Origin of the sequence: Allobaculum sp. (assembly GCF_047010065.1) — a bacterium.
In the GTDB taxonomy this organism is placed as follows: domain Bacteria; phylum Bacillota_I; class Bacilli_A; order Erysipelotrichales; family Erysipelotrichaceae; genus Allobaculum; species Allobaculum fili.
Genome location: NZ_JBKXLD010000066.1, coordinates 1 through 13,099 on the forward strand (window position 1 = coordinate 1; position 13,099 = coordinate 13,099).

General features: G+C 53.8%; 11 protein-coding genes. 4 read left to right on the forward strand and 7 right to left on the reverse strand.

Going from position 1 to position 13,099, the window contains the following annotated elements:
• From ACLUYS_RS06775 to ACLUYS_RS06785, 3 genes are all read left to right on the forward strand, one after another.
• Window positions 1-181 (forward strand): hypothetical protein (locus ACLUYS_RS06775; protein ID WP_412659439.1); only part of this gene is annotated, 181 nt, incomplete at its 5' end.
• Window positions 182-683: 502 nt separating this feature from the next.
• Window positions 684-2,078, forward strand: coding sequence for an NAD(P)/FAD-dependent oxidoreductase (locus ACLUYS_RS06780; RefSeq protein ID WP_412659440.1), 1,395 nt, complete (start codon window positions 684-686; stop codon window positions 2,076-2,078).
• A 62-nt stretch (window positions 2,079-2,140) separates the two neighbouring features.
• Window positions 2,141-2,467: a DUF4298 domain-containing protein gene (locus ACLUYS_RS06785; RefSeq protein WP_230267165.1), complete on the forward strand. Its 327-nt coding sequence runs from the start codon at window positions 2,141-2,143 to the stop codon at window positions 2,465-2,467.
• 90 nt (window positions 2,468-2,557) lie between these two features.
• On the opposite strand, the gene ACLUYS_RS06790 is transcribed toward ACLUYS_RS06785, so the two are convergent.
• From ACLUYS_RS06790 to ACLUYS_RS06820, 7 genes are all read right to left on the reverse strand, one after another.
• Window positions 2,558-3,583: a collagen binding domain-containing protein gene (locus tag ACLUYS_RS06790; protein ID WP_412659441.1), complete on the reverse strand. Its 1,026-nt coding sequence runs from the start codon at window positions 3,581-3,583 to the stop codon at window positions 2,558-2,560.
• A 72-nt stretch (window positions 3,584-3,655) separates the two neighbouring features.
• Window positions 3,656-4,516: a class C sortase gene (locus tag ACLUYS_RS06795; protein ID WP_412659442.1), complete on the reverse strand. Its 861-nt coding sequence runs from the start codon at window positions 4,514-4,516 to the stop codon at window positions 3,656-3,658.
• A complete protein-coding gene (locus ACLUYS_RS06800) occupies window positions 4,513-6,351 on the reverse strand; it encodes a SpaA isopeptide-forming pilin-related protein (protein ID WP_412659443.1) in 1,839 nt (612 codons plus the stop codon). Before ACLUYS_RS06800 ends, ACLUYS_RS06795 begins: the two co-directional genes overlap by 4 nt.
• Window positions 6,348-9,002 (reverse strand): SpaA isopeptide-forming pilin-related protein, encoded by a 2,655-nt coding sequence (locus ACLUYS_RS06805; protein WP_412659444.1) that lies wholly within the window; start codon window positions 9,000-9,002, stop codon window positions 6,348-6,350. Before ACLUYS_RS06805 ends, ACLUYS_RS06800 begins: the two co-directional genes overlap by 4 nt.
• Window positions 9,003-9,303: 301 nt before the next feature.
• Window positions 9,304-9,999, reverse strand: a complete 696-nt coding sequence (gene nth, locus ACLUYS_RS06810) for an endonuclease III (RefSeq protein ID WP_288338685.1) — start codon at window positions 9,997-9,999, stop codon at window positions 9,304-9,306.
• Window positions 9,996-10,538, reverse strand: a complete 543-nt coding sequence (locus ACLUYS_RS06815; RefSeq protein ID WP_289640737.1) for a DnaD domain-containing protein — start codon at window positions 10,536-10,538, stop codon at window positions 9,996-9,998. The genes nth and ACLUYS_RS06815 overlap by 4 nt, the downstream gene beginning before the upstream one ends.
• Window positions 10,525-11,073 (reverse strand): hypothetical protein, encoded by a 549-nt coding sequence (locus tag ACLUYS_RS06820; RefSeq protein WP_412659445.1) that lies wholly within the window; start codon window positions 11,071-11,073, stop codon window positions 10,525-10,527. The genes ACLUYS_RS06815 and ACLUYS_RS06820 overlap by 14 nt, the downstream gene beginning before the upstream one ends.
• A gap of 208 nt (window positions 11,074-11,281) precedes the next feature.
• On the opposite strand from ACLUYS_RS06820, the gene ACLUYS_RS06825 reads away from it, so the two are divergent.
• Complete coding sequence (locus ACLUYS_RS06825) at window positions 11,282-12,931, forward strand: helicase HerA-like domain-containing protein (RefSeq protein ID WP_412659446.1); 1,650 nt, start codon at window positions 11,282-11,284, stop codon at window positions 12,929-12,931.
• Window positions 12,932-13,099: the final 168 nt, after the last annotated feature.

Sequence of the window (13,099 nt, forward strand, 5' to 3'; positions counted from 1 at the left end):
GAAGAAATACCAGGAACTGGTTTCGCTTTACAACCAGGTTCAGGACTATTTTCTGCATCGTTACATGAAGGTCAACCACAACAATATGGATATGAAAATCCGCGTTCTCAAGGAACGTCTTGCGGGCAAAACGCCCCCTGAAATCGGACCCGACTGGGATACCGTTCAGGAAGAAGAATAATTCCCGTTTCTCGCGGATCGAGCCGGTCAGGCGACCGGCTTTTTTCATGGAATTTCAGGCCAGATCGATCGACTTTTCGGTCAGAACGTCCGGAAAAGATCCAGACAGAAGGACCGAATCCAGCGCTGGCGCTGCAAAGACGAAATCCCCCAAAGAAAGGTTCAACCGCTGCATTTACTATTTCAATTCACCCCGTTGAAAATTCCGTTTTCCACAAGAGGCTGTGCGTTGTTTTTTGCGGCCGACCTGCGTATAATTCCGTATTCGGGCGGCTTTGGCCTTTCTCTGGCAGCAGCCCTGATCCTGCTTGTTTCGGACTTGTCGCAGCGATATTCCCGGAGGAATCCTTCTGGAAAATTCAGACATGGATACGCTATGCACCGATGGAAGCGGGACTTTTTGTGTGTCTGCACGGTCTGGGACGACTTGGCGAAACCGGCGTGCAGGCCCACCGCAAACGATTTAAAACCATTCCCTCAGGGAATCCAGGAGAATATACACTATGGAAACTGTATCTTACGATGTCTTGATTATCGGTGCAGGTCCCGGCGGTATTTTTGCGGCGTATGAGCTGACCCGGCTGGATCCGACTTTACGCATCGGCGTTCTCGAAAGCGGCGCTCCCCTTTCCAAAAGAAAATGTCCGATCAACGGCACCACCGTTCCTTCCTGCGTACGCTGCCCGTCCTGCTCGATCATGAGCGGATTTGGCGGAGCCGGCGCCTTTTCCGATGGCAAATACAACATCACCAACGAATTCGGCGGCACCCTTTACGAATACACCGGCAAAAAAGAAGCCATCGAACTGATGGAATACGTCGACGAAATCAACTGTAAATGCGGCGGCGACAAGACGCGTCTTTTCGAAGGCAGCGATGCCCGTCTTTACAAGAAATGTCTGGAAAACAACCTGCATCTGCTTAAGGCGAACGTCCGTCACCTCGGTACCGACGTCAATCTCGTCGTTCTGAACAATCTGTACAACGAACTGAAGGACAAAGTGGACTTCCACTTCTTCCATCATGCCGATTCGATCGTCGCCAAGGACGGTCGCTACATCGCCTGGTGCAGCGACGGATCCCGCTTTGAAGGCGATCAGATGATCATCTCCACCGGCCGTTCCGGCTCGCGCTGGATGGAATCCATCTGCAAGGATCTCAACCTGAAATCCCAGGCCAGCCGCATTGACATCGGCGTTCGTGTGGAAGTGCCCTACGTCACCTTCAGCGAACTGACCGATTCTCTCTACGAATCCAAAATCGTCTACCGTTCCAAAAAGTATCAGGACAAAATCCGTACGTTCTGCATGAACCCGCATGGCGTGGTCGTCAACGAAAACACCAATGGCATCATTACCGTAAACGGCCATTCGTATTCCGATCCGTCCCTGTTTACGGAAAACACCAACTTCGCGCTGCTCGTCTCCAGCCACTTTACGGAACCGTTCCATGAATCCAACGCCTACGGCGAATCGATTGCCCGTCTGTCCAACATGCTCGGCGGCGGCGTGATCGTACAGCGCTTCGGCGATCTGATCCGCGGTCAGCGCTCCACTCAGGATCGCATCGATTCCGGCTTTGTCCGTCCGACGCTGAAAGCTACTCCAGGCGATCTGTCTCTGGTCATTCCAAAACGTCAGCTCGATGACATCATCGAAATGATTTACGCACTCGATAAGGTAGCGCCATCGACGGCCAGCAACGATACGCTGCTCTATGGCGTGGAAGTCAAGTTTTACAACATGGAAGTCGAAGTCGATCACCATCTCGAAACATCCCGCAAAGGCCTTTACGTCATCGGCGACTGCTCCGGCGTTACCCATTCCCTCTCCCACGCGTCCGCAAGCGGTGTCTATGCGGCCCGCAATCTCATCGAATCCCGCAAGCACAAAAACTGATTCCTCGATCGGCCTTCTTTAAGGTATATGCATAAGGCCATCCCTTTAAAGGAGGAAAAGCCATGAACGATTTTGAACGAATGTGCGCAAAGCGCGAAAAGAAAATGCAGGACCTCGAAGACCTGTCCAGCCAGATGAGTCAGCTTCTGGACGCGCTGAAAGCCGGTCAGGACAGTCTGAGCGAGCTGTATGACTGGTATTTTAACGGCAACTGGCTGGCGGATCGCGATTATGAAGAAAACCATCCCCTGCCTGAAAATCAGTCTTCCGGAATTTTCAGCGAAGATGGTCTCTACAATTTGTTTCAGACACTCGATGAACAGTGTGAAGATCTTCGAACCGAGCTGAACCTCTGGCAGAAACTGCTCAATCCAAACGATTCAAAATAAGCACACCAGCGATCTTTGTACCGGCCCGCTTCTGGGCGGACCGTCGGATCGATCGTACCGTTTTGCACCTGCTTTTTGGCGGGTGCTTTTTTACTGGGTTTTCTTTCGATCCAGCTTTCTTTGAAGGGCGATCAGGCCAAGCAGAAGCATCCACATGGCTCCAAACAGAAGCAGCAGATCGCGGTAGTGCGTTTGCGATCCGGTTTGCGGACTTCTGAGCGTGCTTGGCGGTGTTTTCGTATTCGTCGACGGGGGATTTGTACCAGGCTGCGGTGTCGGGCTGCTCTTTCGATCGGCGTACGGTACTGCAATGGTCAGCGCGTTTTGCGTCTGCAGCCTTTCGTCAATAAAAAGCTGACCGTCTTCGAGCAGCTCGGCTTTGACGATCCGTGAACTCAGATCATAGCCTTCAGGCGCTTTGGTTTCCCGAATATAAATGGTTTCTCCCAGATCGAGCGTGAAGCGCGCAAAGCCGTTTTTGGGATCGCCGGCGACTTCGTTGCGCAGATTCTTGCACTCTTCATCCCGATAGGCGGAAAACGCAAAGTTTTTTGACGTAATGGCTTTTCCGTCTTCGTCAGTCTTGAGGATTTGCACGACTGGCAGCGGCAGCGACTTGGCGCTGACTTTTACCCGGTATTCGAGCGAACCGTTTTCCTCGTTAAACATGGGAAGCGCGCAAAGAAAATCCGGAATCCGGTCGTAGCCGGACGGCCTGGACGTATGGATCAGAAACAGACCGCATTCGCCGGTTTCAAAGAGTGCCTGACCGTTTTTATCGCTCGTACATGTAGCGATCGGCTTGCCTTTCGCCGCGGATAAAATGTCGAGCGCCTTGTAGAGGGCGTCGGCGCTTTGAAGATCTTCCGGCTGCAGGGAACAGTTTTTATACCCGTCCAGATATTCGAAGCCGCCGTTTTCGAGCCGGGCACACTGGTACAGCTCAAATTCCACATCGTGCCCATTTCGATGGTCTTCCGTCTCTTCCAGCTCGATCAGAATCGCCGGAGAAGGCGACTCTTCGCTGGCCGCATCGATTTCGGCTGCGCGAACGGGCAGACCGGACAGGCAAAGACACATCAGCAGCGATATGAGAAGCTGTCGGATTCGATTCAAATCACATTCTCCTTTCCAACTTTAAAAACAAGCCTCCTGCTTTATCGTTTTGTATTTCGATAAGGCAGGCATTCAGCGTCTTTTCCTATGAGCGAAAAAGCGCGCCAGAAAAACGAGTCCGACCAGACCGAACAGGGCAGCCGGCACGAGCAGAAACAGCCGGGAAACCGGCGAAGAAACCGAAAGCATCGGCGAAGCGCTCTGACGCTCTTCTTCCATATCCTGGGTATATTCCGTGCGCATCCCGCTTACTAAAAGACGGTGTGAATTGATGCCAAAGGGCGTACACGTAATGAGCGTCACCCGATCTTCCTCCGGATCGATTTTCAGCTTCTCCGTTTTGGACGGTTCCACTACCTGAATGTCGCAGACGCGATAGGCAAGCGTCTCGAGCGGATTTTCGATCAGAAACAGATCCCCTTCTTCCAGCTCATCCAGGCGCGTAAACAGCATCGCGCTCGCCATGCCCCGGTGCGAAGAAAGCAGGCAATGACTGCCTTTCCCGCCGCAGGGCAGCGAAGACCATTCCACATGTCCGGCTCCGCTGGCCATGCTCTGCGCACTGGCTCTGGGATAAATCGGCAGATGGACCCCGATTTTGGGAATGGAAATCGAACCCATGATCGAATTGCCGTTCCAGTCGAGCTGTTCTTCATAGCCGTCCTGCTCCCGGGAAGGAAAAAACCCGTCCAGATCCTGCGCAAGTGCCTGATTGTAGCGCCTGGCGTTCTGATCGATCGCCTCGAGTTTTTGAACATCGCTCTTCTGCGGTGTCTGGAGCATGGAGCGCACACTGTCTTCCTGCGCCGCCTTCGTCCAGGAAAAAGAAAGCGCCGGCAGCATGCTGAAGCCAAGACCCAGAACGATCAGAAGGAGGGAAAGCGTCTTTCGGATGTTCTTTTTACGACCCGCTCTCTGGCCGCGCTTTTTCATTGCTTCGGACCTTTCTTTCGATTTTTTCGTTTTCCAGATTCAGCGTTTTCCATTTCGTCTTCCGCTTTGGATTTGCGGCGGCTGGCCAGACCCAGACTCAGTCCGCCGATAACGAGCAGGCCGCTCGCGCCGAAAGAAACCAGCGCTGTACTCGATCCGCTCAGAGGCAGAACGAGAGACGTCCGGTTGACCACATCCATATAAAGGGCCAAAGGATGGATTGACGTTTCGAGTACTTTTTCCACGCGTTCGTCCTGGCCGAGCACATGGTTGGTAATGACCGCTCTGGCTTCGAGCGTATTCAGGGTTTTGAGATCGAGATCCTTATCGCCGGCTGTGTATTCATCGCGCTGATTGGTAAACGTCGGAAGCACATCGAGCTGAACGGGTTTCGACAGTCCGCGATAGCCTTGCGGCGCGCGCGTTTCCTTCAAATAGACGCTGCCCTGATCCAGTCCGTAAATGCGGAAAATCCCATCGGCGCCGGTGACCATTTCGACCGCCTGCTTTTTCAGATCCGGATTTTGCGCAATTGCGTTTTCGTTCATAACAAAATAGCCGTCTTTCGCTGGTCGAAGCAGAATTTCCCGGGTGCACGCTTCGTCTTCATACAGGCGGAAGGCTGCATCCTTAAGCGGCTTGTCGGCGTCATTGATCTTTGTCGCCTTCAGCGCATAGGAATAGCTGACAACGGTATCCCATGGGGTGAAGTTGTGCTTTCCCTGCCCGTCCGCACGCGGATCACTGGAATACTCCAGACGCGCATCGTTTTCCTGCGCGGTCATGCCTTCGCCGCTGGTAAAGGCGTTTTCATTGAATTCGCCTTCAAATTCGATGCGCAGCGTCTGGCCGTACACGTGATTTCCTGCAGCATCGAATTTGGGCAGAATGGAATTTACCAGCCCCTTCACGTCGTCAAAACAAACCGCAAACGTTTCGCCTTCCGTTCCGGTTTCGACCCGATACTGACCGGCGGGAATGGTTTTGATCTGGCTGCCTTCCACAAAGCTGCAGCGAATGGAATCCGGATGCAGAGTCAGACCGGCGTCCATCACATCGTGGATTTTCATGAAGTACGTATCGTATTCCTCCATCGACGGCACGGCGACATCGATGCGATACGGAATGTTCTGCCCGCCCTGGTAATCGCCGATATCGTTCCAGCCGACATTCTGATCGTCTTCTTCAATTTTCTTGATCAGCTGCGGCACGCTTCCTTTCAGCTGCACGTCCATGTTTTTCGTCCACGTATCCACCACGCAAAGCGAAGCGGCCTGATGAGTCTGCGCGCTTGAGGGGATGTCGGCTTCATTGAGCAGATACCAGCCCGGCTTAAGATTTTTGAACACATACGATCCGTCCGCCGCGGATACGTCCGCCTGCGTAATCGTTACCCGCTTTTCCGGATTGGCATACTGCATCAGATTGGGACGCAGACTTTCAACAAACTGCCGGAAATCGGACTGAACGCCTTCCGGCTGGCCGACAATCGTGCGATACGTTTCGACTTCGTCCAGGATCTGCTGGTCCGTCATGTCCTGGAGCGCAATGCCTTTTCGATCGCAGATCGTTCGAACGAGCGCCGGCTTGCATAACGGGTTGATCGTGTAGTGAATGGAACTTCCATCTTCGGCTTCCTGAGCATCCATCAGGCGATACAGTTCAAACTTGCGTCCCGCCAGCGATCCGGTATTTCCCGGGTGCAGCGTAATGGTGCACGTCTGCGCCGCCAGAACTGGATGGACCAGAAGCGGCGTATACATAGCCGTCATGCCGCTCAGTCCCAGGACGGCGCTTAAAGCCAGCGCCTGCGGCCATCGTCTTTTGTGACTCATCCGTTTGTTCCCCTCTTTCCGTTTTTCTTTTTCTCTCTTTGCTTAAATGCGGGCGTCCTCATAAGCAGCCCGACAGTATACAACGCAACGGCCATGCCGCTAAAAAGCAGCGCCTCCTGACTTCCGCTCTGGGGCAGAAGGAGCTGTTTCGCATTGGAAACTGTCCATTTCAGAACGGGAAGGCCGTTTTCGTCCTTCTGCAGACTCCAGCCTTCTGGCCAGGCGGATTCGCCTTTGTAATCGACTGTAATCTGCAAATTGCCCTGCGAATCGCGCGCAAATCGAATCGCATGAAGCAGCGGATTTCCCGTTTCGTCCGTTTTCATCCGATAGCCTTCAGGCGCTTTCGTTTCGGCGATGTAATACAGAGCGTCCGCTTCGATTTCAAAATGAATTTCGCCGTTTTCGCCGCTCTCTTTTTTCTGAAGGACACTCTGGCGATCTTCGCCGTACAAAGTAAATTCGGCGCCCCGCAGCGGCTCATTGTTTTCGTCGACTTTTTGAATTTTCAGTTTTGCGCCGCCTGAATCGTTTGGAATGGACAGGCGGCCGTTTTCATGGCGCTGCCCATCCTCCAGACCCTGGATCTGAACGCGTTCGCCCTCAACGATGACTGTCAGCACATTGGCGGCTGCCTGATACCCCTGCAGCGGCTGCACTTCCTGAATCGTGTACGTTCCGTCGGTCGCATAGGAAAAGGCGATTTCGCCGTTTTCGTCCGTTTTTAAAATTTCTTCGGTTCCATCCGGTTTTCCAAGACGGAATTCGACGCCGGCTAAAGGCGCATTGGTCTGCCGGTCGTATTTGAACAGAATGGTGTCGATGGGCGTCTCTTCGAAAATAAGCGGATTTTCAAACGGGTCGATGGCGGTGTCATCGAGGACGATACCCTTTTCTTCCGGATTGAGAAAGTAGCCGTCGGGCGCTTTGATTTCGCGGATCAGTACGCAGCCAACGGGCAGCACGTGCGTTCCATCGGCGGTTTTGAAAATCTCATCGCCGCTGACAAAATGCGAATCGTCCATTTTGAGACGCCCCTGGCTGTCGGTCTGATAAATCCACGAGTACGCCGGCACGGGCTTCTTTCCGGGTTTGACTTTCACGTTGACGTCCCGGTAATACTCGATTTGAAACTGCGCCCCGGCCAGACTTTTCGACGGTGTGGAAGAGTGAGTCCGGCTGTGCTGCTTTTTCAAAATCAGACCGGGGACAAAGTAGTCCGGCGTGTCCTGGAAGTACGTGTCATTTCCCGATTCCTTGACGGTCTTGCCGTTTTCGAGATGCACCGTCCGGATTTCGGAGGAGAGCTGATAGTTTGGCGGCGCTTTGAGTTCCTTGATGCAGTACCAGCCTTCTTCCAGATCGAGCGTATTCGTTTCGCCATTGGCCTGACTGATCAGCGTTCCCACCCGTTTGGATTCATCGGGCGTCAGGCCCTGGTAGACGCCAAATTCCGCCCCCGCAAACGAATAGCGCTTGGAGTTGGACACCGTAATCTGGGGCATCGTGGTGCCTTTTTCCATCCACAACCAGCAGTGCGTCGGTTCTTTGGGCGGCTCGCCCTCTCCATACAGCAGCGGCTGCTTGGGCATCCAATGGCCGTTCCAGTTGAGATACTGTCCAGCGACGGTGACCATATAGGCTTTGTAAAAGGTCGGATCGGGTTTGGCCTGAATTTCTTCCCAGAGTTTTGAAACGACGGGAATCCAGCTGCCCTCCAGAGCGATATTGTGCGAAAACGATCCGTTGCCGAGAGCTTCCGAAACCAGATCATCGGTGATGACGATCTGCGCTTCTTCGGAATAGCCTTTGGCGATCAGAATGTTCGCCGGACCGTTATACGCGTAATACAGAACTTTGCGCAAAGCGGGGTTATCGACTTCTACAGGAGCACTCGCCGAATCGCCCCGCAAGGGCATGCCGTTTTGCCAGTTGCCGCAAAACGCCCATTTTCCATTCGAGAGCAGCCAGAGTCCGTTGTTTTCGGTGGCAGTGCCTACCCGAACGGACAGGGCGCGATAGCCTTCGACGACCAGACCGGACGCTTTTGGCTTTGCGGCGCGTCTTTCTGCCGGTGAAGCAGAAGGACTGGCTTCGTTTTCTTCTGGGTTTGCCCCGTCTTTGGACGGATCGGATTCCTTCTGCTCCGTTTCGCGATCGCTCTCGTTTTCCGAAGACGATGCGAGAGAAGAGCTGGAGGAGGCATCCCCGCTTGAGCGATCGGAGATCTGTGAAGCCTCTACGTCTGCCTGATCCGCTCTGGCTCTGCCGGTTTCTTCTTTTTCAAAACGCGCCTGGATAACCATCGGCGTTTCGACAGGGACGATTTTCTTCCAGGACGCTTTCTGCATCGCATCCCTTTGCGGGACATCATTGATTTCGAGTCGTTCGATGACATAGCCCGGCTGGCTTTCGGCTTCGATTTCGAGAGTCTTTGCGCCTTTCAGATCGGTCTCTGTTTTCTGGCCGGGAGGACATTCGATCGGTTCACTTTCCAATACAGCCCTCAGGCTGCCGCCTTCATTCGTCTGCATCGTCAGCGCAGGAATGTCCGGCGGATCGGTCTTCTGCACGGCGGCACTCGAGAGGCCGCAGCACAGACTCAAAGCGCATAAAAAAGCCCGGGACGACTTGAATAACGCTTGAAACATTTCGTTTTTCCTTTCTTCTTGTCTGGATCCGGCCGTTTGGACCGGCCGTTTTCGCGTCTGCAGTCCGCGATCGATCTGAAGAAAGGATAATCACACGCCAGAGTGGGAGTAAAGATTAAAAATATTCCATAATGATGTGGAATAGAGTGTAAATCATGTTATTTTCCGCATTCCGTCACGCTTTTCTCCCGGTGAAAACCGCCCGCCTGAAAGACGGGCAGGCAGAAAAAAAGCGGCTTCTTCAAACCGTCGGAAAGATTGTTGAAGAAGCCGTCAATGGATTCAATATTGTGTCTGGAAATTATTTGGACGCTTTGCGTTTTGGCCGGACACCCTTGGCCACAAAGTCGGGATCAATTTTCTGTGCCTTGTAAAGATCAAACTTTTCCCGTTTACAAAACGAGGCAAACGGGCACTTTTCGCATTTGGGGAATCGGGCCGTACAAAAATAGCGGCCGAAAAAGATGAGGTCGTGATGGGCCTGATTCCAGCGCTCGCGCGGCAGCTTGCGGCGCAGCTTTTCTTCGACCTTAAGCGGATCATCGTCAAACTTGGCCAGACCCAGACGCTTGGAAACCCGCTCCACATGGGTATCGACGGCCATCGATGGAATGTCGAAAGCGACGGAACGGACTACGTTAGCCGTCTTGCGGCCGACGCCAGGCAGCGACTGCAGTTCCTTGAACGTGGACGGCACTTCGCCGTGAAACTCTTCTTCGATCTTCTGGGCGAGTGCCACGATGTTTTTGGATTTGGTCGGATAAAGACCAATGCTGCGAATGGTGTCGGCGACCTCCTGCACATCCGCCTTGGCCAGCGAAGCCGAATCGGGCCAGCGGGAAAAGAGCGTCGGCGTGACGCGGTTTACTCCCGCATCCGTTGTCTGGGCCGACAGCACGACGGCGACCAGCAGCTGAAACGGCGTTTCGTGCAGCAGTTCGCATTTGGCATTTGGGAACAGAATTTCAATCTGATCCAGAATTTCTTCCGGTTTCATCGTCTTCCCTCTTCAATATCCTGGGCGCTTAAGCCCTTGGCTTTCCAGTTGACCAGCAGCGCTTCCATGTACGCAATCGAGCGCTTATTGTAGACAGCCGCCTCATCGAGCGCATGCAAAATTGTCGACTGTTCGTACGTGTCGCAAAGCTGACTGAGCCGTTCGAGTTCGGAGGCGGAAAGCGTCCGGCCAAATTCCGCCTGCACGCTGGACAGCAGCGTCTTTTCAAGCGGATGACCGGCAGCCGGCGCCTGATCGAGCAGGCAGTCGAGCATGATCGTCAGCTGCTTGTTTCGGGTATCGATCGTCATGCACCCCTTGTCGGACAGCGAAGACATCGCTTCGTCAATCGCTTCCGGATCGAGTCCAGTTTTCAGAGCCAGCTGTTCGGCGATGACCGGCTGATTCGTTTCCTGCAGGTAGTTGATCGCCAGCAGCGTCAGAATTTCATTGGGTTCGAGCGAAAGGGCATCAATATTTTCAAAAATCCAGGCGGTACGGTTAAACCAGGGGGCGTACCAGTCTTCACGGTTGAGCATGTACCAGGTTCCTTTCATATACCCAGTCCAGGGTGTCGTAATCGAGCATGAGGATCTGTTCGCCGGACTGCAGCTGATACACCGGTGCCGAATAGCCGTACGCGAGCGTGACCGTTTCCGGATCCATGTCGTAAGAGCTGCGCACTTTTTCGCGCGCCGCTTCGTAATTGAGCGTGGACAGATCCCGCTCCGTAATGATGCCGCCCTGAGCGTCAAACCAGTACAGCTTCTGATCGGTATAGCCCTGCCAGGTGACAAAATCGAATTTGTTTTCCGTCAGGCCCTCGACATGAGGCACCTGTTCTTCAATTCGCGCCTGCACCTGGGCGACCTGCTCATCGTAAAGGCGGGACGGTCCGCTGATAAACAGCGCCCACAGGCAGATGATCATCAAAAAGAGCACCGCAAAAAGAGCGGCCGTCATTGGCCAGCCGTACGTGCCTTTTTTGTGCGCCGCCGGTCCTTTCTTCTGGACGGACGGTTTCTTCTGTTTCGACGAAGCTGCCGCCCTCGCCGATCCTCTTTGCTTACTCATGGCTTCCATTATATCGACTTCTGTATCAATTGGATAACGGATCCCCTGACCTCTATTCTTCCTTTCCGATCGCCCTCCAAAACGGTATGCGCGCCTGGCGCAAAAAGGTACGCTGCGCTTTCGGGGATCGTTCCTGGCTTTCGTATAATGAAGAAAAAAGGCACTGTCCTTTGAAAGGAGACGGCCCCGTCTGGAGGGCCACATCAGTATGACGACATCGCAAATTCTTCCCGTCGGCGCAAACGCCGACGGTCTCTATGGACTCCTTCCTTCCAAAGCCTGCCGGCACGGCCTGATCGCCGGCGCAACGGGAACGGGCAAGACCGTTACCCTTAAAGTGCTCGCGGAAAGCTTTTCCGATCTGGGCGTCCCTGTTTTTCTCGTCGACATGAAAGGCGACGTCAGTTCCCTGGCCATGCCGGGAGAGCGAAATGAAAAAATCGACGCGCGTCTGAAAAGCTGCGGCATCGATCCAAAATCGTTCGCGTTTTGCGGCTATCCCGTCCGCTTCTGGGACGTCTTTGGCGAAAACGGCATTCCGCTGCGCACCAAGATTTCCGATCTGGGACCGCTTCTGCTCTCCCGTCTGCTTTCGCTTACGCCCGCCCAAACCGGCGTACTCAACATCATTTTCAAAATCGCGGACGATCGCGGCTGGCAGCTGATCGATCTGAAAGATCTCCGCGCGATGGCTTCTCTGGTCATGGACGAGCGCAAGGAACTGCAGGCGCAGTACGGCACCATTTCTTCGGCTTCAGCCGGGGCGATCGTACGGGCTTTGCTGGAACTGGAAAATCAGGGCGGCGATCTCTTTTTCAACCAGCCGGATCTGAACATCACCGACTGGCTGACGCTCAACGGCAGTCAGGGCACGATCAACATTCTGGAAGCGTCCCGCCTTGGACAAAATCCTTTTCTTTACTCGACGTTTCTGTTATGGATGCTTTCTGAGCTGTACGAAACGCTTCCCGAAGTCGGCGAAGTCGACAAGCCGAAGCTGGTCTTCTTCTTTGATGAAGCGCACATGTTATTTGAAGATACGCCAAAAGCGCTGCGCGACAAGATTGCGCAGGTTGTTCGTCTGATCCGCTCCAAAGGCGTCAGTCTCTTTTTCATCACCCAGAATCCGTCGGATCTCGATGAAGACATTCTTTCCCAGCTGCAGAACCGCATTCAGCACGCTCTCCATGCCTATACGCCGGCGGATCAGAAAAAGCTCAAATCGGCGGCAGCCGGTTTTCGGCCCAATCCCCGTCTCGATACGCTAAGCGAACTGTCCGCGCTCAAAACCGGCGAAGCGCTCGTCTCCTTCCTCGATGAAGACGGTGCCCCGATGCCGGTCGAAAAAGTAACCGTTCTTCCGCCCCACTCTTCTTTCCAGGCTCTCACACCCTCGCAAATCCAGCTTGTGGAAAGCCGGGATCCGATGTACGACCACTACGCTAAAGCCTTTGATGCCTACAGCGCCTATGAAGCGCTTGAAGAGCAGAAGCGGCAGAAAGAAGCAGACCAAAAAGAAGCAGATACTCGTGCTTTTTCCTCCTCCCGTTCGAAATCCAATCGCACGAATCCCCGTCGCGCTGACGAAGACGAGTATGAAAATTACGAAGACGACCGTCCTGCCCGCAGCCAGACCCGGCGCCGACAGAATCGTTCCTCTTCTTCGCGCAATTCATCTTCTTCTCTGGAAAAGTCGGTGAAAAAAGCCGCCCGTTCTTCTGCACGAAGCATCGGGAGAAGCGTAGGCAAATCCATCAGCCGCGGCATTCTTGGCTCCGACAATTCCACCGCCAAACGGGCCGCCGGCAACTTTGCGGGCAGCCTGGTCGGCGATCTCTTCTCTTCCTTTTTCAAGTAAGAAGGCAGGAAGCCTTCTGAGGGCCGCTTATATCGTTTGAACGCAGGAAACACAAAAGCACCGGATTTCTTCGATCGGCCGGCGATCGAGAAAGATCCGATGCTTTTCTTCTGTATTTCGTAAGTGTCAAACAATCGACGGGTATACGCGAGACTGAATATTAGATAC